This is a genomic window from Roseomonas fluvialis (assembly GCF_022846615.1).
Taxonomy (GTDB): Bacteria; Pseudomonadota; Alphaproteobacteria; order Acetobacterales; family Acetobacteraceae; genus Neoroseomonas; species Neoroseomonas fluvialis.
This window is the reverse complement of record NZ_AP025637.1, coordinates 1,586,185-1,607,656: the sequence shown is the minus strand read 5'-3', so window position 1 is coordinate 1,607,656 and position 21,472 is coordinate 1,586,185. Positions and strand designations below refer to the sequence as shown.

The 21,472-nt window shown below is 69.4% G+C and carries 18 protein-coding genes; 4 read left to right on the top strand and 14 right to left on the bottom strand.

Annotation, left to right across the window (positions count from 1 at the left end; all coding sequences use genetic code 11):
• Window position 1: 1 nt before the first annotated feature.
• The 7 genes from copM to MWM08_RS07830 all read right to left on the bottom strand — a co-directional run bounded on the left by copM (window position 2) and on the right by MWM08_RS07830 (window position 9,136).
• On the bottom strand, window positions 2–457 hold the full coding sequence (gene copM, locus MWM08_RS07860) for a CopM family metallochaperone (RefSeq protein ID WP_244458898.1): 456 nt from the start codon (window positions 455–457) through the stop codon (window positions 2–4).
• 157 nt (window positions 458–614) lie between these two features.
• Window positions 615–1,883 carry an ATP-binding protein gene (locus MWM08_RS07855; protein ID WP_244458897.1) on the bottom strand — a complete coding sequence of 423 codons (1,269 nt, stop codon included), beginning with the start codon at window positions 1,881–1,883 and terminating at the stop codon, window positions 615–617.
• A 98-nt stretch (window positions 1,884–1,981) separates the two neighbouring features.
• Window positions 1,982–2,716 (bottom strand): response regulator, encoded by a 735-nt coding sequence (locus MWM08_RS07850; RefSeq protein WP_230165320.1) that lies wholly within the window; start codon window positions 2,714–2,716, stop codon window positions 1,982–1,984.
• Between the two features lie 10 nt (window positions 2,717–2,726).
• Window positions 2,727–3,113, bottom strand: a complete 387-nt coding sequence (locus MWM08_RS07845; RefSeq protein WP_244458896.1) for a hypothetical protein — start codon at window positions 3,111–3,113, stop codon at window positions 2,727–2,729.
• 21 nt (window positions 3,114–3,134) lie between these two features.
• On the bottom strand, window positions 3,135–6,248 hold the full coding sequence (locus MWM08_RS07840; protein ID WP_244458895.1) for an efflux RND transporter permease subunit: 3,114 nt from the start codon (window positions 6,246–6,248) through the stop codon (window positions 3,135–3,137).
• A 12-nt stretch (window positions 6,249–6,260) separates the two neighbouring features.
• Entirely contained in the window at window positions 6,261–7,976 is a 1,716-nt protein-coding gene (locus tag MWM08_RS07835) for an efflux RND transporter periplasmic adaptor subunit (RefSeq protein ID WP_244458894.1), read from the bottom strand.
• Window positions 7,973–9,136 (bottom strand): TolC family protein, encoded by a 1,164-nt coding sequence (locus MWM08_RS07830; RefSeq protein ID WP_244459927.1) that lies wholly within the window; start codon window positions 9,134–9,136, stop codon window positions 7,973–7,975. Before MWM08_RS07830 ends, MWM08_RS07835 begins: the two co-directional genes overlap by 4 nt.
• 368 nt (window positions 9,137–9,504) lie before the next feature.
• Between MWM08_RS07830 and MWM08_RS07825 the strand changes: the two genes are divergently transcribed.
• The 4 genes from MWM08_RS07825 to MWM08_RS07810 all read left to right on the top strand — a co-directional run bounded on the left by MWM08_RS07825 (window position 9,505) and on the right by MWM08_RS07810 (window position 13,945).
• The gene (locus MWM08_RS07825) at window positions 9,505–9,705 is read left to right on the top strand and encodes a heavy-metal-associated domain-containing protein (protein WP_244458893.1); all 201 of its coding nucleotides are present in this window, start codon (window positions 9,505–9,507) and stop codon (window positions 9,703–9,705) included.
• Between the two features lie 16 nt (window positions 9,706–9,721).
• Window positions 9,722–12,262, top strand: coding sequence for a heavy metal translocating P-type ATPase (locus MWM08_RS07820; RefSeq protein ID WP_279323239.1), 2,541 nt, complete (start codon window positions 9,722–9,724; stop codon window positions 12,260–12,262).
• Entirely contained in the window at window positions 12,262–12,738 is a 477-nt protein-coding gene (cueR, locus tag MWM08_RS07815) for a Cu(I)-responsive transcriptional regulator (protein WP_244458892.1), read from the top strand. Before MWM08_RS07820 ends, cueR begins: the two co-directional genes overlap by 1 nt.
• Before the next feature lie 325 nt (window positions 12,739–13,063).
• Window positions 13,064–13,945, top strand: coding sequence for a LysR family transcriptional regulator (locus MWM08_RS07810; RefSeq protein WP_255751392.1), 882 nt, complete (start codon window positions 13,064–13,066; stop codon window positions 13,943–13,945).
• On the opposite strand, the gene MWM08_RS07805 is transcribed toward MWM08_RS07810, so the two are convergent.
• Genes MWM08_RS07805 through trbE form a run of 7 tightly spaced genes read right to left on the bottom strand, consistent with a single transcriptional unit; the run spans window position 13,924 to window position 21,472 of the window.
• Window positions 13,924–14,181, bottom strand: coding sequence for a DUF2274 domain-containing protein (locus MWM08_RS07805; RefSeq protein ID WP_244458890.1), 258 nt, complete (start codon window positions 14,179–14,181; stop codon window positions 13,924–13,926). The two genes, MWM08_RS07810 and MWM08_RS07805, sit on opposite strands and share 22 nt — an antisense overlap.
• Window positions 14,182–14,184: 3 nt before the next feature.
• On the bottom strand, window positions 14,185–15,345 hold the full coding sequence (locus MWM08_RS07800; RefSeq protein WP_244458889.1) for a TraB/TrbI/VirB10 family type IV secretion system protein: 1,161 nt from the start codon (window positions 15,343–15,345) through the stop codon (window positions 14,185–14,187).
• Entirely contained in the window at window positions 15,342–16,301 is a 960-nt protein-coding gene (trbG, locus tag MWM08_RS07795; protein WP_244458888.1) for a P-type conjugative transfer protein TrbG, read from the bottom strand. Before trbG ends, MWM08_RS07800 begins: the two co-directional genes overlap by 4 nt.
• The gene (gene trbF / locus MWM08_RS07790; protein WP_244458887.1) at window positions 16,298–16,981 is read right to left on the bottom strand and encodes a conjugal transfer protein TrbF; all 684 of its coding nucleotides are present in this window, start codon (window positions 16,979–16,981) and stop codon (window positions 16,298–16,300) included. Before trbF ends, trbG begins: the two co-directional genes overlap by 4 nt.
• Window positions 16,981–18,243: a P-type conjugative transfer protein TrbL gene (trbL, locus tag MWM08_RS07785; RefSeq protein ID WP_244458886.1), complete on the bottom strand. Its 1,263-nt coding sequence runs from the start codon at window positions 18,241–18,243 to the stop codon at window positions 16,981–16,983. Before trbL ends, trbF begins: the two co-directional genes overlap by 1 nt.
• A gap of 44 nt (window positions 18,244–18,287) precedes the next feature.
• Window positions 18,288–19,037 (bottom strand): P-type conjugative transfer protein TrbJ, encoded by a 750-nt coding sequence (gene trbJ, locus MWM08_RS07780; protein WP_244458885.1) that lies wholly within the window; start codon window positions 19,035–19,037, stop codon window positions 18,288–18,290.
• A complete protein-coding gene (gene trbE / locus MWM08_RS07775) occupies window positions 19,034–21,472 on the bottom strand; it encodes a conjugal transfer protein TrbE (RefSeq protein WP_244458884.1) in 2,439 nt (812 codons plus the stop codon). The genes trbJ and trbE overlap by 4 nt, the downstream gene beginning before the upstream one ends.

The window sequence follows — 21,472 nt, the reverse complement described above, 5'->3', positions numbered from 1 at the left end:
ATCAGCGGGCCGGCAGGCGCGCCAGCATGGCGCGCATCTGGGCGATCTCGCGTTCTTGCGCGGAGACGATCTCCTGCGCCAGCCGCCGGACCTCCGGGTCCTGGCCGTGCTGCAGGACGATCCGCGCCATGTCGATGGCACCCTGGTGGTGCGGGATCATGCCGGCGACGAAGTCCCGATCGGCATTGCCGCTGTATTGGATCGCCATGTCGCGATGCATCTTGTCCATCGCTGCCGCGAAGGCCTGCGATGACGGTGCGGAGGCGCCGGGCCCGGCGGGCTGCATGCCCTGCTGCATCGGCATCTGGCCGTGCTGCATGCCGGGCATCATCTGGCCGCCGGGCATGCGGTGGCCGGGCGGCATGCCCTGGGCGAGCACGTAGCCCGCGCCACCGCCGACAAGAGCGGCGGCGGCCACCGCGGCAAGAATGGAACGACGCATCTCGAACTCCTTCATGGTTTCGGCACCTGATCGGTGACGACGTGAAGTTCGGACCCGCGCATGTCCCGCGCATCAACACAGTGTGACAAAACATGTCAGGCGAGGCTGGAACGGTCGAAATGCCTGACATGGCCACGGAATCGTACGGACGAAGCCTGCCGCGGGCACGCCGTCAGCGCGTGCGCGGCAACTCCACGAGAGTGCTCAACCCACCCGCCGGCCGGTTCACGAGCCGGATCGTGCCGCCATGTTGCAAGATCACTTGGCGCGCGATCGTGAGGCCAAGGCCGGTTCCGCCCGTGCCGCGGTTGCGCGATGGATCGAGCCGCCGAAACGGTTCGAAGACGACCTCCATGTCGGCTTCGGGAATTCCGGGGCCATCGTCGTCGATGCGCACAAGGATGCGCTCAGCGAGATCATCGAGTTGAACCCGCGCCACCTTTCCGTATTTCACCGCGTTCTCGATGAGGTTCGCGAAAGCGCGCTTGATGGCCACCGGGCGGCATGTGAGGCGAGCCTGCCCAGGTCCATCATAGTGCGCTTCTGCCCCGGTGTCGGCTGCGGCGTCGCACAGTGTTTCGAGAAGGGCAACGATGTCCGTGGGACGCTCAGGTTCGAGTTCGTCCTCACCGCGAAGGTAGGCGAGCGTCGCGCCGATCATGGCGTCCATCTCGTCGAGATCGGCATCGATCGCGCGTTGTGCTTCAGGATCGTCGAGGAAACCCGCGCGCAGCCTCAGCCGCGCAATCGGTGTGCGCAGATCGTGGCTGACCGCCGCAAGCGCCTGCGTACGATCCGCGATCAGCTTGTTGATGCGGGATTGCATGCGGTTGAAGGCGAGCGCCGCATGACGCACCTCGTAGGGGCCGGTCTCAGGCATGGCGATCGTCACGCCGGGCATGCCGACCCGATCGGCGGCATCCGACAACTGCCGCAGCGGCCGCCCGATGAGGCGCACGACGAGCAATCCCAGGAGCAGGATGCCGGCCGCCATGGCGCTGGTGGACAACAGGCTCGCATGTTCGGCGGTAGGGGGGCGAAACAGGCCGGCCGAGAAATTGAGCCAGGACCCGTCAGGCAGCTCGACTGCACCGATGATCACGTGACGGAATTGCTCGCCACCAGGCATCGGCGATGTGCCGTCCTCTGCATAGCCCAGCCGCAGGCCGGTGCTCCGAAGTTCCGGAACCAGTTCGATGAGCCGGGTCCGCAGGGCTTCGATCCGCGGGCTTGTCTCATCGACCAGGCGGACGGTTGGCGCCGGGGTCCAATGCATGTCGAGGCTGGCGGATGATAGGGCATGCGCTGTCCTGTCGCGATCGGCGACGGGCAGCTCGGCCACGGCGCGCTTCGCCGCGGCGAGGCGTTCTGCAGTCTGGCGTTCACGCGTAGACCCGAGCAGGGCGTCGGTGCCGACCTGGTGCAGCCAGAGGCTGCCCACGTGGAATGTCAGCAACCCGATCAGCAGAACGAGGACGATGCGCCCGCCAAGGGTATCGGGGACAAGACGGAGCCGGAATCGGCCAGGAGGCGTCCCGCTCACCCGCGGGCGACCGCAGGGACGAACATGTAGCCGGCGCCGCGGATGGTCTTGATGATCGTCGGGCTTTCCTCGGTCGGCTCCATCTTCCGGCGGAGCCTGCTCACCATCACGTCCACCGTGCGATCAAGCGCGTCCGAGACCCGGTTGCGGGCGAGGTCCAGCAGTTGATCGCGGCTGAGGATGCGCTGTGGGTGCTCGCAGAACGCCAGCAGGAGATCGTATTCGCCACCTGAGAGATCGACAGCGACGCCATCGGGCGCCATGAGTTCGCGTCGCCGCGTGTCGAGCGCCCATCCGGCGAAGAGCAGGCGGTCCGCAACCAGTCCCGAGGCACGCTGGTCGCTCCCCTGCGCCCGACGCAGCACGGCACGAATGCGCGCGAGAAGCTCAGGCCGAGAGAACGGCTTAGGGATGTAGTCATCGGCACCGAGTTCGAGGCCAAGCACGCGGTCGGTTTCGTCGCCGCGCGCCGTCACCATGATGATCGGAACCTGGGTCTTCGCGCGCAGCGCGCGAGTCAGGTCTAGGCCTGACTGCCCTGGCAGCATCACATCCAGCAGGATGAGGTCCACCGCGGCATTCGCGAGGGTTTCCCACATCTCGCGGCCGTCGCGCGCACCGGTCGCGCGGTAGCCGTTCTGACGCAGAAACTTCGCGATCAGGTTACGCATCTCGCCGTCATCCTCGACGACGAGCACATGCGCCTCCGGCGTCAGCAGGTCCGGCGCCATTCGGTCATCCTCAACCCTGATCCCTCGGCGTGAACCGCCCCTGCGAAGGGCGCTGTCCCGGCATGGTCAAGGTAACGACCACGCGCATTCCAGCAGCCGCGGTAAAATCCCCCTGCCCTCGCAGCATATCTGCGCCTGCGGGCGTGAGGGGTACCGTTGTCTGCCGGCCACCGGCCAGCACGACCGCCTGGCCGCTGGCGCCCTCGGCGGACCGGGGGCGATACGAATTATCGCTCAGATAGAGCCTGAGTTCATTCCCGTCGGCGACAAGTTCGGCGTGTCCGCCGGCAAGGTCGATCCGCTGGCCGCCATTCGGGCCGCGGGTGATGCTTGCGCGCGCAGCTGGCGCGAGGACGGGCAGCATCGCTGTCGCGGCGAGGAGGATGCGTCGGTTCATGGGTGTTGTCCTTTCATCGAATCAGTAGGCCTCGGCAACCTTCATCTCCTGCTGGCGATCCATCAGGCTCGCGAGCGCCGGCCTGCCGAAGCGATGGAACAGGAGGGGCGTGAGGAAGGTGTCGAGCAACGTCGCGGTGACCAGTCCGCCGAAGATCGTGACGGCGACGGGGTGTAGGATCTCCTTGCCCGGCTCACTCGCGCCGATCATGAGCGGGATCAGCGCAAAGCCGGCGGACAGCGCCGTCATGAGCACTGGCGTGAGGCGCTCGAGACTACCGCGCACGACGAGCCCGAGGCCCCAGGGTTCGCCCTCGAGCAGGGCCAGGTTCAGATAATGACTGACCTTCAGGATCCCATTGCGTGCGGCGATACCAGCCAGCGTGATGAAGCCGATCATGGAGGCGACCGATAGCGGCTGGCCCGCGATCCAAAGCGCCGCAATGGCGCCCACCAGCGCCAGCGGCACATTACCCATGATGATCAGCGCCAAGACTGCTGAGCGATATCGGCTGTAGAGTACCATGAAGATCAGCGTCAGCGAGACAAGTGAGAGCATCGCAATCAGGCGGGTTGCTTCCTCCTGCGCCTGGAATGTGCCTTCCAGCGCGAAGAAGTAGCCCGGCGGGAGCGGCGCATTGGCCATTTCGGTGCGGATGCGCTGCACGATCGCCGCTGTGTCGCTGCCATCGGTATTTGCCAGCACGACGATGCGTCGGCGCCCATTCTCCCGCAGGATCTGGTTCGGACCGTCGGTATCGCGAACCTCGGCCAGGAGCGAGAGGGGAACACGCCCACCCGGTGTCTCGATCATGATCGACGACAGCCCGCTGCCGGTGCGGTCCTGGTCGGCAAGCCGCATGACAAGGTCGAAGCGGCGGGCACCGTCGACAACCTCGCTGACGACCTGGCCGCCGGACATGTCCTGCACCGCCTGGCCGATGGTCGCGGCCGAGACGCCATGAAGCGCCGCGCGTTCGTGATTGACCGTCACTTGCAGCTGCGGGACACGCACCTGCCGTTCGATCTGCAGGTCGCGCAAGCCTGCCACTCCGGCCAATCGCTGCTGCATCTGCTCGGCGATGGTGCGCAGGGTGTCGAGGTCGTCGCCATAGATCTTCAGCGCGATCTCCGCCCGAACGCCCGAGAGCATGTGGTCGAGCCGGTGTCCGATTGGCTGGCCGATATTCAGACTTCCGGGAATGATTCCGAGGCGCGCACGGATATCCGCCGCAATCTCCTGCTTGCCACGGCTGGAAGGGTGCAGCGTGACGTCGATCTCGGAGGAATGGACGCCTTCAGCATGTTCATCGAGTTCGGCGCGGCCGGTTCTTCGGCCAACCGACCGCACCTCAGGCACCTGCATGATCAGCCGTTCCGCGGCCGTGCCCAGGCGGTTGGCCTCGGCCAGGCTGATGCCAGGCTGGAACTGCAGGCTGATCGTGAGCGTGCCTTCGTTGAAGGGCGGCAGGAAGGCGCGCGGCAGGAATGGCAATGTTGCCACCGCGACCGCGATAGCGCCACCGGCCATGACATACATCAGCCGCTCGCGCCGGAACGCCCATAGCAGCGCGCGCTCGTTTCCGGCCTTCAGCTTGCGCACCATCCAGCCGTCGCCGTGGTCCATCCGCTTCATCCGCGGCAGCAGATAGTAGCAGAGCACCGGCGTGACCGTGATGGACACAATCAGCGACGCCATGATCGAGACGATGTAGGCGACGCCGAGGGGCGCAAACAGCCGGCCCTCGATGCCGGATAGCGCGAACAGAGGCACGAAGACGAGGATCACGATCATCGTCGCGTAGACGATGCCCGACCGCACCTCCTGGCTTGCTTTCGCGACGACGGTGAAGACCGGCAGGGGATTGCCCTTTTCCCGGTTCTCCCGCAGGCGCCGGAAGACGTTCTCGACATCCACCACCGCGTCGTCCACCAGCTCGCCGATCGCGATCGCCAGGCCGCCCAGGGTCATGGTGTTGATCGACAGGCCGAGGAGGTGGAAGACGACCACCGTGATCAGCACCGAAAGCGGGATGGCCGTGAGCGAGATGGCCGTGGTCCGCACGTTCAACAGGAACAGGAACAGCACGACCGCGACGACCGCGACGGCCTCCAGAAGCACTGTCTGGACATTGCCGATCGACGCCTGGATGAAGTCCGCCTGGCGGAACTGCACATTGTCGGCAGTGACGCCCGCCGGCATGACGCGCTGCAGTTCGCGCAGCGCTTCCTCGACCGCGCGGGTGACGACGACCGTATCGGCGTTGGGCTGCTTCTGGATCGACAGGATCACCGCGGGCCGCCCCATGCTGCCGGCCTCACCGCGGCGCAAGCGTGCCGCGAAGTCCACGCCGGCGACCTGGCGAAGAAGTATGGGCTGGCCATTCCGCAGCGCGATGGGCGCATTAGCCAGATCCTCGATCCGCGTCGTGCGCCCAATGTTGCGAATGAGGTATTCGCGACCCGCCTGATCGACGTAGCCGCCGCCGCTATTGGCTCCGAACTGCCGCAAGGCGGTGACGATCTGGTCATGCGTGATGTCGAGCGCATGCATGCGGGACACGTCCGGGGTCACGCGATACTGCTTCACCTCACCGCCGATCGGGATCACCTGGCTGACGCCCGGGATGGTCAACAGGCGTGGCCGCACGACCCAGTCGGCCAGCTCGCGCAGTTGCATCGGGCTCGCCCGCCCATCGGTGGACATGGCCACGAGCATGATCTCGCCCATGATCGAGGAGACCGGCGCCATCTGCGGCACGACATTCGGCGGCAGCTGCGAGCGCACGAGCGACAGCCGCTCGCCCACCTGTTGGCGATTGATCCAGATATCGGTACCCCAGTCGAATTCGACGAAAACGATCGACAGGCCGACCCCGGACACCGATCGCACGCGGGTCACACCAGGCATGCCGTTGAGGGCAGTCTCGATCGGGAAGGAGACCAGGAGCTCGACCTCTTCGGGCGCCAATCCCTCGGCCTCGGTCAGCAGGGTGACCACCGGCTTGTTGAGGTCCGGGAAAACGTCAACGGGCAGTTGGCGGAGCGTGAGCGACCCATAGACAACAAGGATGGCCGCCGCTGCGAGCACGAAGAGCCGGTTGCGCAGGCTCGTGGAGACGAGGAAGTTAAACATCCGATGCGGCCCTCAGCGGATCTGCGCGATGAGGCTGGCCGCTTCAGTGACGACACGCTTTCCCGAGTCGAGACCGGCAAGGACGAGCACGTTGCGTCCATCCAGCGGCTGCACGCGCACCGGGCGCGGCACGAAGCGCTCGGCCGTCGTCATCTCAAAGACGATGGGCGGACCCTCCGCGCTGCGGATCACGGCTTCGCCGGGAAGCACGATCCCAGCTGCACGCCGATTCGTCTGCACCGTGACGGTCACCGGCGTTCCCACCGACAGGCCGGGCGAAGCGTTCACGATTCGGAACTGCAGGGGAACCGCCTGTTGGCGCAAGGCGAGGCCGCGACCGATGAACGCAAGGTCCAGGGTGAGTCCCGCCGAGGTCGTCGCCCTGGCGCCAGCGATGTCGGCAACCATCCCGCCATCATAGGCTACGGCCTCGACCCACAGTCGGGTCGGCTCGACGATTTCAAAGAGCGGTTCGCGCGCATCGACGATCTGACCGCCGAGGGCGGCCGCGACGCTGATGAAGCCGGACGCGGTGGCCTGGACGGCGAGCCTGCCATTGAGGCCCTCGGCCACCGCTGCCCGACGGGCGCGCAGCCCGTCGAGTTCCGCGCGTGCTTCGGCGATCTCGCGTGTGGAGACGCTGCCCGCCAGGCCCGCAAGACGCTGGGTCCGTTGCTGGGCGATGCCGATCTGAGAATCGAGCTCGGCAAGGGTCGCCTGCACCCCGCTGCGCTCCTGCGCCCCGAGCACCGGAACCACATAGGCCAGGGTTTGCCCGCGCTCGACACGGCTGCCGAGGGCGGGAAATCCACCCTCCGGCGATTCCACCCGGCCGGCCTGGGGCGCCTGAACGCGCCCGGACGCATTCGGATCGGCGATCACCTGGCCAACCAGTTGTAGTGACACTGGTGCGTCGGCGCGATCGACGATCGTCGCGCGTACGCCGAGCAGTCGCTGCGTCGGCTTCGGGACGAAGACGCTGCCGTCCGGCTGGCGGCGCGGCTGGTCCAACGGCTGCGCCAGGACCGGCAGTGCCACGAGTGCCAGGACTAGAGCCATCGGGGCAGCTGCTGCCCGCGCCGGCACGCCACCGGCAGCGGCCTTGTGTGGCGTTTCCAAGGCCGGTTCGACGCGGGGCTTGAGCGGGACGGTGTCCGCCGCCACCAGCGGCGGGAGGTTGCGCGGTGCTGCGACCCTGCCAACGAGAACGCCCAGGAGAAGCAGCGCGAGGCCCGCAGCCCAAACCATAGGCTCCACAGCAGCGCGAATCGCTGTTTCGCGCCAGCCCGGCGCTGCCGCGGCCGCGGTCGCAACGGCGGGGACCTCGATCTCGAGCGGCAGCAGATCCACATCGGACCCTGCGGTGATGGTGAAGATCAGGCTGCGCGGACCCGCCTGCCCGAGCAGGGGGTGGGACACGACATAGGTCGCCTCCGCACTGCGGGTGACCTGGACGGGTTGCCCGTCGAGCGTGGCGCTGATCTCGGCATTGTCGATCGGCTCAGCGGATGAGTATCGGTCCAGGTAGAGCCACAGGCGCGCATCCGGACCGAGGACGCCGACGAGATCGAAGATGTCGGAATGCGCGATCGCACGCGGAGCGGCGTTGGCGGGCGGAGGTGGCTCGTCTCCGTGACCGGGATGGGCAAGCGCAGGCGGCGCCGCGACCAGCAGTGCGAGGGCGGCAGTGGCAACCAGGCGGCGGAACAGATACGTGGCACGCTTCATGGTTCGACCCCGATCGCTTGATTGTAGCGTGATATGGCTTGGCGGACCGCCACCTGCATCCGCCGACGATCGGCATCGGCGCCGGCAAGGCTGGTCCGCAGCCTTAGCGTCTCCGCGAGGGTTGTCTGGCCGTCACGGAACGCGCGCTCTCCCAGGCTCGCGGCTTCCGCGAGCGCCGCATGGCGCTGATCGGCCAGGCGGGCGGCGGCCCGCGCATCCGCGAGGGCTGCGCGGGCCCGATCCCGTTCCGCGGCAATGAGGCGATCGACCGCACCGGCTTCTGCGGTTGCGGTGGTGAGTTCACCCTGCGCGGTCGCGCGTCGTTCCGCATTGCGCGGCGGATGAGCGAACGGTATCCGCACGCGCACGCCGAACCGGGTGTCCCATCCGGAATCACGGTCGTCGCGCTCCTGCCGCATGAACGCCCCTATCTCCGGGCTTTCGCGATCTTCGACCTCGGCAATTCGAATGCCGGCGCGGGCGACGTCGAGCCCGAGCCGTGCGGCGACGATGCGGGGATGCTCGGCAGGCGCGGCAGCGTCGCGCAACACTTCCTGGGATCCAGGCGCGGGATCACGTCCGGTCAGCGCGCGAAACGCGATCCGTGCCTCGCGGACAGAGGCCTCGGCTTCGCGCAATGCGCCCTCGCTTTCCCTGGCATCTGCGGTCGCGAGCAGTTCCTCCGCCCGAGAGACCTGGCCGGCCCGAGCCTGGCGCGTGACGTCGCGCGTCAGCGCCGCGGTGCTCGCCGTTCGCGTTCGTGCCGCGGCCAGGGCGGCCTCCGCGGCCGCCCAGGTCCAGTACGCATCGCGAACCTCAGCGGCGATGGCCAGACGGCGGGCCGCAATCTGCGCCGCAAGACGTTGGCCTTCAGCATCGGCGAGACCACGCTGCGCGCGGGACTGGCCCGGCAACCACACCGGGACGCCTACTTCCAGTTCGGCTTCACGGAAGCCACGGTTCTGGGTGAAACGATCGGTGGTGTAGCCGAGTCCAACATTGGGGGCGCCTGGGGTCAGCGCATTGGCGCCGCGCAGTCGCGCATCGATCGCTGCACGCTGCGCCTCGAGTGTCCGCAGTTCGGGGTTCAGTGCAGCCGCAGCCTCGAAAGCGTCGCGCAACGGACTGGCGTGCGCCGTGACGATACCGCCCGCCAGCACGGCAGCCAAGATTAACCGGATCAGCACTGAATCCCCTTCCGCGTCGCCCCTGTGCGGATGGGTATGACGACCCCACGCGAACGGGTCTTTTCCCGATCATGACAAAGTATTGCAAAACGGGAGGCTCGCTGGTGCGCCGGGATCAGGCGCCAAAGTCGCGCAGGCAACGCCGCAGTGCGTCGTCATCGCCTGGTACAGCAGCCTCCCTGCCGCAAATGGCAGAGAACGAACGCAGTGCGGCGCATCATGATGACGTTCACCGATGCCCAGCCGCGCAAGGCGACATCAGGGTTGAGATTCCGCTTGACCCTCCCAACGTGGGAGGGGTGACGAAGGCGTCTCCAGCAATTGCTGAACAGGAGACACACATGCAGCGCTTCGACATTCCCGCCATGACCTGCGGCCACTGCGTGAAGACGATCACGCAGGCCGTGCAATCGGTTGACGCGGCGGCGCAGGTCCAGGCGGAGCTCGCCACGCACAGCATCGGCGTGACCAGCAGCGCGAGCGTGGCGAGCCTCTCGGCCGCCATAGCCGCCGCCGGCTACGCGAACACCGTAAAGGCCTGAGGCAGGAGCACGCACGATGGCCCCCGACACCAACATCAAGGAGTGGACGCCCGCGACCGCGGCCTCCTCCTCCGATTCGCCGGACGCCATGCTCTCGGTCCCGATCGAGGGCATGACCTGCGCGTCCTGCGTCCGTCGCGTCGAGCGGGCCATCGCCGCCGTGCCCGGCGTGGCCTCAGCCACCGTGAACCTCGCGACCGAGCGGGCCGAAATCCGCTTCGACGGCACGCCGGACCTGCCGGCGGTGCTCGGCGCCGTCAGCCAGGCCGGCTACGGCGTCGGCACCGAGGCGACCGACCTCGCGATAGAGGGCATGACCTGCGCCTCCTGTGTCGGTCGCGTCGAGCGTGCGCTCAAGGCCGTGCCCGGCGTGACGGGGGCCGCAGTGAACCTCGCGACCAACCGCGCGCGCGTCGCGCACCTGCCCTCTGTCGATGCTGCAGCGCTGATCGCGGCCGTGCAAGCGGCCGGCTACGGCGCCGAGCGCCTCGGCGCGGAGGCCCCGGCCGACCGCGGCGACCGCGAACGCGCCGCCCGCGCGGCCGAGATCCGTGGCCTGGCGCGCAACCTCGGCCTCGCCGCCGTGCTCACGCTGCCGCTGTTGGTGCTGGAGATGGGGGCCCATCTGTCGGTGGCCGTCCACCACGCCATTCGCGACAGCATCGGCTTCGCACTGAGTTGGCAGATTCAGTTCGTGCTGGCCGCGCTGGTGATGTTCGTCCCCGGCCTGCGCTTCCAGACCAAGGGCTGGCGGGCGCTGCTGCGCGCCGCACCGGACATGAACTCCCTGGTCGCGATCGGCACGGGGGCGGCCTTCGCCTATTCGACCGTCGCGACCTTCGGCCCCGCCCTGCTGCCCGAGGGCTCACGCAACGTGTTCTTCGAGGCGGCGGCGGTGATCGTCACGCTGATCCTGCTCGGCCGCTGGCTCGAGGCACGGAGCAAGGGCCGCACCTCCGAGGCCATCCGGCGGCTGATGGGCCTGCAGCCGGCCACCGCGCGCGTGCTGCGCGACGGGCAGGAGCAGGAGGTCCCGGCCGCGCAACTCCTCGCCGGCGACATCGTCCTGGTGCGGCCGGGCGAGCGCATCCCCGCCGATGGCGAGGTGACCGAGGGCGCCTCCTTCGTCGACGAGGCGATGATCACCGGCGAGCCGGTGCCGGTGGAGAAGACCCCCGGCGCGCGCGTGACCGGTGGCACGGTGAACGGTACCGGCGCCTTCCGGTTCCGCGCCACCGCCGTGGGTGGGGAGACGGTGCTCTCGCAGATCGTGCGCATGGTCGAGCAGGCGCAGGGATCGAAGCTGCCGATCCAGGCGCTAGTGGACCAGGTGACGATGTGGTTCGTCCCGGCGGTGCTCGCCATCGCGGCGCTGACCTTCGGCGTGTGGCTGGTGTTCGGGCCGGATCCCGCGCTCGCCTTCGCGCTGGTCAACGCGGTCGCGGTGCTGATCATCGCCTGCCCCTGCGCGATGGGCCTCGCGACGCCGACCTCGATCATGGTCGGCACCGGCCGCGCGGCAGAGCTCGGCGTGCTGTTCCGCAAGGGCGAGGCGCTTCAGTCCCTGCGGGACGTTGAGGTCGTCGCTCTCGACAAGACCGGCACGCTCACGGAAGGCCGCCCGACCCTGACCGACCTCTCGGTCGTGCCGGGCGAGGATGAGGCCGCGATCCTAACGCTGGTCGCCGCGGTGGAGGCCCAGTCCGAGCACCCTGTCGCCCAGGCCATCGTCGCCGCGGCGCGGACGCGCGGGCTGGTCCTGCCGGAGGCAACGGCCTTCGAGGCCGTGCCCGGCTACGGTGCGACCGCGCTGGTGGACGGGCGGCGCGTCGCGGTCGGCGCAGACCGCTACATGGCGCGGCTCAGCCTCGACGTCGCGCCCTTCGCCATCACGGCCGCCGCGCTCGCGGACCAGGGGCGCACGCCGCTCTACGCCGCGGTGGACGGGCGGCTCGTCGCGGCGCTTGCGGTCGCCGACCCGGTCAAGCCGGGGACGCCGGCGGCACTCGCCGCGCTGCGGGCGCAGGGGCTGCACATCGCCATGGTGACCGGCGACAACCGGCGCACGGCGGAAGCAATCGCCCGCGGCCTCGGCATCGATGAGGTGGTCGCCGAGGTGCTGCCGGACGGCAAGGTTGCCGCCGTGCAGGGCTTGCGTGAGGGCGGGCGGAAGGTCGCCTTCGTCGGTGACGGCATCAACGATGCGCCGGCGCTCGCCGCCGCTGATGTCGGCCTCGCGGTCGGCAACGGCACGGACATCGCCATTGAGAGCGCGGACGTGGTGCTCATGTCGGGCGACCTCGGCGCGGTGGCGACGGCCTTCGGGATCAGCCGGGCCACCATGGCGAACATCCGGCAGAACCTGTTCTGGGCCTTCGCCTACAACGTTGCGCTGATCCCGGTCGCGGCGGGCATACTCTGGCCCTTCGGCGGCACGCTGCTCTCGCCCATGCTGGCGGCGGGGGCGATGGGGCTGAGCAGCGTCTTCGTGCTGGCGAATGCACTCAGGCTGCGGCGTTTCCAACCCGCCGCAGCCACGGCGGTGGAGGGACGGTGATGAACATCGGCGATGCGGCCAAGGCGTCCGGTGTCTCGGTGAAGATGATCCGCCACTATGAGGCGATAGGACTGATGCCCTCCGCGACCCGGACGGAAAGCGGCTACCGCGTCTACCGACCCGAGGATGTGCACGCGCTGAGGTTCGTCCGAAATGCTCGCGACCTTGGCTTCCCGCTCGCGGAGATCGAGGAGCTGCTTGGCCTGTGGCGAGACAGGGAGCGAAGCAGTGCGGATGTAAAACGTCTCGCCCTTGGCCATCTCGCGGCGATCGAACAGAAAGTCAGGACGTTGCAGGCAGTCGGTGAGACTCTGCGACACCTTGCCAAAGCCTGCCACGGAGATGGCCGGCCCGAGTGCCCGATCCTGCAGGGTCTTTCCGAACGCGAGCCGCCAGCGGCGCCCTCGGCGAGGCGCGCCTCACGGTCCGGAGGAGGACTGCGACACAGCGGGATCAGCGCCGAACCGCGCGGGTGAATGTGTTGGCGATGCTCTTTACGGATTTGCAATCGAGGCCTGGGTTCCCACGCTGCAGCCGAGGACCGCAAGCAGCGGGCCGAGAACCGATGACCTCGGGCACGGTTATTTCATCTCGTTTGTGATTGCACACGGACAACTGAGTTCGGCATGCTCCCGTCATCGTAGAAGATGAAGGCCGGTCCTGCGCGTCTGGAGCGCGCTCCAAGGCCCGCGCACGACCGGGATCGGGGTCGGCCGGCATTGGAGGCTGGGGCAAGTGCCGCAACGGCTACAGCGGCCGAAACGAGGCGAACCACTTCGGGGCGAAATTGACCTGCGTGGAATGTCGTTGGCAATCTTGGTCGCACGCACCGGGAGCATCCGTTTGGCGGCACGCGAGGCGCGCAGAACTGTTTCGGCCGTCAGCCGCAGTATTCGGGCGCTTGAGGACGGGCTCGGGGTATCGCTCTTCGAGCGGCGTCCGTCGGGCGTGAAGCTGACAGCCGCCGGCGACGAGTTTCTTGTTGAGGCAACACGCGTGCTCGGCGGCCTGCAATCTGCCGTATTGCGGGCGCGGGGGGCTGGATCGGCAGCGACGGGCCGATTGGTGATAGGCACATATTTCTCGGCCTCGATCGGACGGTTCCGAGAGGCGCTGATGCGGTTCGTCGAGCAGAACCAAGGCGTCGAGATCTGGCTTCGTGAGGGAAGCCGCGATGAACTCCTGTTGACCCTGCGCCGCGGCGAGGTGGATCTCGCATTGCTGCTGGGGCCGATGGATGAGGCGGCGCTGGATCGCCTGGCGCTTTGGCAAGAGGCCGGCATGGTGGCCTTGCCCGAACGCCATCCCCTTGCCGACGCCGACTTCATTCGATGGCGGGACTTGGTGGACGAGACATTCATAGTCACGTCGCGTGGTTCCGGACCAGAGGCCCGCATCACGGTCCAAGGACTGCTGCCGCCTGGGACGACAGCTCGCTTCGCAGCGCATGATGTCAGTCGGGAGGGCATGTTCAATTTGGTCGGCGCGGGGTTTGGCGTCGCCGTGCTCGCTGAATCCGCGTCAGGCGCGTCCTATCCGGGCGTCGTGTTCCGGCCCGTTGGCGACCAGACCGGGCCGACGATGGTAGAGGCCGCGGCGTACTGGGACCCCAAACGCGACAACCCCGCCTTGCGTCGTTTCCTGGCGCAGTTGCGTGCGACTCAGGGATCGCGCGCTGACTGAGCCTGTGGCCCGCGCGATCGAGGCGCGGGCCGGCGTGCCGAGCGGAAGCCCCGGTCGCTCGCGAGGAACCGCGCCAGCATCGGCGCGACGAGCTTTGTCGGCTCGACCTGCTGCCCCGTCTCGCGCGAGAGCGCTTCCGCGTAGGCGACGAGGTCGCGGTGCAGTTCGGCAGGCAGCTCCACGCTGAGCTTCACCGGGCGGTCGTCGAGGATCGGGCCGAGCTTCAGCTTCGGCATGGATCAGCCTCCATAGGGCTCGAGCACGAGGTCGCGGTGGACGATGACGCGCACAGGAAAGCCGGGGCGCACGGTCAGCGTCGGCGGGACGGAGAGCTGCCGGCGGACGATCTCCTCGCCGGCGCGGCCGACCGTGTCCTGGCCGCTTTCGCGGATGGCGCGGGCGATATCGCTCTCGTCGTCGCGGCCGAGTTCCAGGCCGAGGTTCAGCAGCGTCGCCAGGCCCGCGGCGAGGAAGAGCCGCCCCCAGTGGTAGTCCACGCCGTCCTCGAGCCCCGCGTAGCCTGCCTCGTCGGCGCCCGGCATGCGCTCCAGCACGATGGAGCGCCCGTTGGGCAGGATCAGCCGGTTCCAGACGAGCAGGATGCGGCGCTGCCCGAAGCTGACGCGGCTGTCGTAGGCGCCGATCAGGCGCGCGCCCTGAGGGATGAGCAGGTGCCGCCCGGTCGGGCTGTCGAAGACGTTCGCCGTGACCTGGGCGGTGATCTGGCCGGGCAGGTCGGAGCGAAGGCCGGTCAGCAGCGCCGCGGGGATGACGCTGCCGGCCTGGATTACGAAGGGGCTGGCGGGCGCCTGGAGCCGATCCGGCGAGGTCGTGCGGCGGTCGGCAGGCCCGCCCTGGAAGGCGAGCCGCCGGTCGGTGGCGTCGGGGCCGATCGGCATCGCGCCCTGTTCCGCCGCCAGCGGTCCGGCGGGCGCAGCGCCGAGCGGCTCCCCCCGCGCGTCGACCTGCACGAAGAGCCGGCTCGTGCGCGCCGACTCGATCTCCTGCAGCCGCCGCTGTTCGGCCGGATCGGCGGTCGTGGGAACCGCCAGCGTCGCCACCGGCTGGCCGCGCTCCTGCGCCCGCACGATCGGCCGACCGAGATCGCCCGGCAGCGGCGGCCCCAGCTGCGGGATGCCGGCATAGTCGCGCGGCAAGGTCGCGAGACCGTCGGCCTGCGGGTTCCGATCGGTGCTGTAGAGCTCGCGCGGCCCCTCGCCGCCGCTGCGACCCTGGAGTGCGACGATCAGCGCCGCCCCGATGCCGAGCCCTGCCGCGACGCCAAGCCCGATCAGCACCCGCCGGGAGAGCCGCACCACGCGCGGCGGATCGGGGCGCAGGCGCAGCGCCGCGGCGATGTCACGCTCGCTCCCGCCCCGGTCCGGCGCCGTCCCGCTCATCGCGCCCGGCCGTCGGTGCGCACGATGCGCACGCGCTGCTGCCGGTCGCCGAGACGCAGTTCGGCGGCGGCGAAGAGACGATCGACGATCATGAAGTTCTGCCGGACGCGGTAGTTGACCAGCTGCCCCTCACCCTCCGGCCCGATGACGAAGAGTGGCGGCATCTCGCCCTGGCCGATGCCGCGCGGGAACTCGATGAAGACCTGCCGCCCGTCGTCGAAGGCGCGGAGCGGCCGCCAGGCCGGGCTGTCGCCCTCGATCTCGTAGCGGAAGCGCAGCCGCGCGAGATCGAGGCCCTGCTCGACAGGGGCCGCGGCGTTCTGCCGGCGCAGCGCGATCAGCGCGTCCTGCGGATACTGCCAGGAGACGGAGGCCATGTAGGTGCGCTCGGTCGAACGCAGTTCCAGCAGGTAGGTGCGGCGGTCGGTGTTGATGATGAGGTTGGTGGTGAGGTCGGGCCGCGTCGGCTTGACGATGATGTGCACGCGGCGTGTGGGACCGGTGCCGCTCTCGGTGTCGCCGATGATCCAGCGCACCGTGTCGCCGGCGGCGACGGGGCCGTTGCCGACCAGCGTCTCGCCCTCCTGCAGCATGATGGCGGTGACCTGGCCGGGCGCGGTGTAGACCTGATAGAGCGCGCCCGGCGTGAAGGGGTAGACCTGCACGGCATTGATGAAACCCGCGCGGACCGGCTGCACGCGCGCGGCGGCATTGGCCAGGTTGACGCGCACGGTGGGATCGGGCGGCTCGGGCGTGCGGCGCGAGGGCGGGATGCGCTGGAGCTGGCCCGGGAGCGGCAGCGGCGTCGGCACCTCGACGATTTCGACCGGCCGGGGCGGCTCGGGGATCTGCGTCGCCTGGATCGGCTCGTCGTCGTAGCTGATCTCGGGCGGGCGGAAGGCGCAGGCGCCGAGGCCGAGCAGAACGAGCGCCAGGGTGGGGTGTGCGTGCCTCATTGCCCGAGCTCCCGCGACCAGTTGATGGCGTGGACGAAGATGCCGAGCGGGTTCTTCCGAAGGCGTTCGGCATCGCGCGCCGGCTGGACGACGATGGTGAGGATCGCGGTCCAGCGTTCGGTCCTTGCGAGCTGACCGTTCTCGTAGGTGCGTTCGATCCAGGCGACGCGGAAGCTGTCGTCGGAGGCGCGAATGACGCTGGAGACTTCGATGGCCACCTGCTGGCGGCCGACACGGCCGAAGGGATCGCTGGCGCGGGCGAAGTCGTTCAGCGCGAGCGCGCCGCGGTCGGTCGCGAAGTCATAGGCGCGCAGCCAGTTCTGGCGGACGATGATCGGGTCGGCGGCGATGCCGCGCACCTGCTCGGTGAAGCGCGCGAGGTGCCAGGCGATCTGCGGGTCGGTCGGGCGGAAGTTGGCGATGGCGGGAGCGACCGCCTGCGCCTCGCCGAGCCGGTCCACCTGCACGACCCAGGGCACGATGGTGCCGCGGGCGGACTGCCAGACCAGGGCGCCGGCGAGCCCGGCGATCAGTGCGAGTTCGCCGAGTGCCATGAGCCGCCAGTTGCGTGCCTGGACGCGGGCGGAGCCAATGCGCTCGTCCCAGGCCTGGGCGGCGCGCTGGTAGGGCGTCTCGGGCTCGGGGGTGCGCCCGTAGCGGACGGAGGGACGGCGGAACATCAGCGATCCTCCGAGAGGCGGATGGAGGAGCCGGCGCCGCCTCCATCGCCGGACCGGATGGCATGGCCGAGGGTGGTGACGCCGTGGCTCAGCGCCTGCCCGCGCCGCATGCGGCGGGCCCAGGCGGGGGCGCCGGAGGATGGTGGCGGGTCAGCCGGTGGCGAGGCGCCGCCGGAGACGACCGCGCCGCCAGCGGCGTGGCTCGCGCGAAGGCTGCCCGCCGCGCTGCGCAGCGGGCTCATGGCGCCCGAGCCTGCGGCCATCGCCACGCCGGACGCGCCGCCGCTGCGGTAGGCGGTGCTGGTGGCGCCGAGCGCGTAGGCGGAGCCCCGCGCGCCGGCGCCGATGGCGGAGCCCGCCGCACCCACCGCGGCCGCGCCCGTGCGCACGGCCGCGGCGCCGGCGACCATGGCACCGCCGGCGGCGAGACCGGTCCCGACGGCCGCGCCCGCGCCGAGCTGCGGTCCGCCGGAGATCAGCCCGTTGGCGATGCCCGGCCCGAAGATGCCGAGCGCCAGCAGCGCCAGCGCCGCGAGCACAATGGACATCGCCTCGTCGATGGTCGGCTGGTTCGCGCCAAAGCCAGCGGTGAACTGCGCGAAGAGCGTCGAGCCGATGCCGATGATGACGGCCAGCACCAGCACCTTCACGCCGGAGGAGACGACATTGCCGAGCACGCGCTCGGCGAGGAAGGCGGTCTTGCCGAACAGCCCGAAGGGCACCAGCACGAAGCCCGCCAGCGTCGTGAGCTTGAACTCGATCAGCGTGACGAAGAGCTGGATCGCCAGGATGAAGAACGACAGCAGCACGATCGCCCAGGCGAACATCAGGATCGCGATCTGGACGAAGTTCGTGAAGAACGAGATGTAGCCCATGAGCCCGGAGACGGCCTGGAGCAGCGGCCGCCCCGCATCGAGGCCGACCTGCGCGACGCGTCCCGGCTGGAGCAGCTGCTGTGCCGTGATGGTCGATCCCGAGGCGACCAAGCCGAGCCCGGCGAAGCTGTCGAAGATGACCAGGGCGAGAAAATTCCAGTTACCGATGATCCAGGCGAAGACCCCCACGAAGAGGGTCTTCTTGATCAGGCGTGCGATGATGTCGTCGTCGGCGCCCCAGGCCCAGAACAGTGCGGCGAGGGTGATGTCGATGACGATGAGCGTCGCGGCGAGGAAGGCCACCTCGCCGCCGAGCAGCCCGAAGCCGCTGTCGATGTAGCGGGTGAAGACGTCGAGGAAGCGGTCGATGACGCCGGTGCCGTTCATGGCACGTCCCGAGATGCGCGAGGATGCGGCGCCACGACCCCGCCTCAGCGGCCATGGAACATCTGCGCCGAGCCCGGCTGGTAGCCGGCGCCCGGGGCGAGGAAGCGTTCCAGCTGCTCGCGCGCCTGCTCCTCGCCGCTGGCCACGCGCGCGGCCTCCAGCGCCTGGGCACGGCCCTGTGCGGCGAGCAGCGCAGTGAGGTCGGCGATCTGTTGGGACTGGAGGGCCAGGAGCTGATTGCCCGCCTGCGCCGCCTGGAGCGCGCCGGTCGCGCCCTGGCTCTGGCCGATCAGCGCCTCGATCTCGGCGCGGGTCCCGGTGAGGTTGCCGACCACGGTCGCCTGGGTCATCAGCGCGTCCTGGAATCCGGCGACGGAGGTCTGCCAGCGCTCGCGCGCATTGGCGAACATCTGCTGGCTGGAGCCAAGCGAGGCCGCGCTGCCATAGCCCTGGGTGAAGGCGCGCTCGATGTCGGTGACCTCGTAGGCGAGGCGCTGGGCGCGGGCGATCAGCGCTTGGGTGCGCGCGAAGGATTGCTGCAGCCGCATGAGCGAGGAGTAGGGCAGGCTCGCGAGGTTGCGGGCCTGGTTGATCAGCATCTGCGCCTCGTTCTGGAGCGAGGCGATCTGGTTGTTGATCTGGTCCAGCGCGCGGGCGGCGGAGAGGATGTTCTGCGCATAGTTCCACGGGTCGAAGACCGTCCACTGCGCCTGGACGGGCGTGACCGTGACGGGGAGTGGCAGCGCGAGGACGGCCGCGCCGAGCAGCGCGGCGCGAAGCGGGCGGCGGATCATGGAGCGATATCCTCCAGAGGGTCGGGCAGGAGCTCGGCGGCCCAGTCGAGGCCACGGCGTAGCAGCCAGGCCCGCGCGAAGCCGGCGCGGCCATGGGTGGCCAGGGTCTCGGCGATGGCGGCCTGGTCGGTCTTGGAGGAGGCGGCGCAGAAGGCGAGCGCGACCTCGGACAGCCCCAGCTCGAAGAGCCGGTTGCCGCGGCGGGACTGGCAGTAGTAGTCGCGCTTGGGCGTCGCGCGAGCGAGGATCTCTGTCTGCCGGTCGTTCAGCCCGAAGCGCGCATACATCGCGGCAATCTGCGGCTCCAGCGCGCGCTCGTTCGGCAGGAAGACGCGCGTCGGGCAGCTCTCGATGATGGCCGGCGCGATGGCGGACCCGTCGACGTCTGCCAGCGACTGCGTCGCGAAGATCACCGAGGCGTTCTTCTTGCGGAGCGTCTTGAGCCATTCGCGCAGCTGCGCGCCGAAGGTGGCGTCGTCCAGTGCCAGCCAGCCCTCGTCGACGATGATCAGCGTCGGCCGACCATCGAGGCGGCGGCCGATGGCGTGGAAGAGATAGGCGAGCACGGCGGGTGCCGCGGCGGTGCCAATCAGCCCCTCGGTCTCGAAGGCCTGCACCTTGGCCTCGCCCAGCCGCTCCGCCTCGGCGTCCAGCAAGCGGCCCCAGGGGCCGGCGAGGGTATAGGGCTCGAGCGCGCGCTTGAGCGCCTGGGACTGCAACAGCACCGCAAGGCCGGTCAGGGTGCGCTCATGGGTGGGCGCGGAGGCGAGGGAGGTGAGTGCGGACCAGAGATGGTCCTTCACCGCCGGGTCGATTGCGACGCCCTCCCGGGCGAGCAGGCCCGCGATCCACTCCGCCGCCCAGGCGCGCTCCTCCGGCGCGTCGATCCGCGCGAGCGGTTGCAACGCCACCGGCTCTGCCATGTCGCCGCCTAGCGCGCCGCCGAGGTCGTGCCAGTCGCCGCCCATGGCGATCGCCGCGGCGCGGATCGAGCCGCCGAAGTCGAAGGCGAAGACCTGTGCGCCCGCATAGCGGCGGAACTGCAGCGCCATCAGCGCCAGCAGCACCGACTTGCCCGCGCCGGTCGGGCCAATGACCAGCGTGTGCCCGACATCCCCCACGTGCAGCGAGAAGCGGAACGGCGTCGATCCCTCCGTCCGCGCATGGAAGAGCGGCGGGCCGCCGAGATGCTCGTTCCGCTCCGGCCCGGCCCAGACCGCCGAGATCGGGACGATGTGGGCGAGGTTCAGCGTCGAGATCGGCGGCTGCCGGACATTGGCGTAGAGGTGGCCGGGCAGGCCGCCGAGCCAGGCCTCGACGGCGTTCACACCCTCCCGGATGACGGTGAAGTCGCGGGACTGGATGACCTTCTCGACCAGGCGGAGCTTGTCGTCGGCGGCGCGGACGTCCTCGTCCCAGACCGTCACGGTCGCCGACACATAGGCCCAGCCAGCGATGTCCTGGCCGAGCTCCTGCAGCGCCGCGTCGGCGTCGGCAGCCTTGTTGGCAGCATCGCTGTCGAGCAGGACGCTCTGCTCGTTGGTCATCACCTCCTTGAGGATCGCGGCGATCGACTTGCGTTTGGCGAACCACTGGCGGCGGATGCGCGTCAACAGCTTCTGCGCATCGGTACGGTCGAGGCAGATGGCGCGGGTGCACCAGCGATACTCGAAAGCGAGCGCATTGAGCTCGTCGAGGATCCCGGGGAAGGTCGCGCTCGGAAAGCCGATGATGCTGAGCACGCGCAGATGCGCGTCGCCGAGCCGTGGCGCGAGGCCACCCACCAGCGGCTGGTCGGCTAGCAGTGCGTCGAGATGCATCGGCGTCTCGGGCACGCGGACGAGGTGGCGGCGCGTCGAGACCGTCGAGTGCAGGAAGGTCAGCGTCTCGGTGTCGTCGAGCCAGCGCGCCTCCGGCACGAAGGCCTCGATCTGGTCGAGCACGCGGTCGGTGCGGTCGATGAAGTTTCTGAGCGCCTCGCGGCCACTCGTTACATCGGCGCCCTCCGTGCCCTCATAGAGAAAACCCTCAGCGCGGGCGGCATCGTCGGCTGGCGGAAGCCAGGCGAAGGTGAGGACGTAGCTGCTCTCGAAATGTGCGCCGGCCTCTTCGAACTGGGCGCGGCGTTCGGCGTCGACCAGGGCGGAGACCGGGTCGGGGAAGGTGCTGGCGGGGTAGCCGCGCGCCGGGACGCGTTGCGCCTCCGCGAAGACCGCCCAGCCCGAGCCGAGGCGGCGCAGCGCGCCGTTCAGCCGCGCGGCGGTCGCGGCAAGCTCGGCCGGTGTGGCGCTGTCCAGGTCCGGACCTCGGAAGCGCGCACTGCGCTGGAAGGAGCCATCCTTGTTCAGCACGACGCCGGCAGCCACGAGCGCGGCCCAGGGCAGGAAGTCCGCGAGGGTCTGGGGCTTCCGGCGGTACTCGGCGAGGTTCAGCAC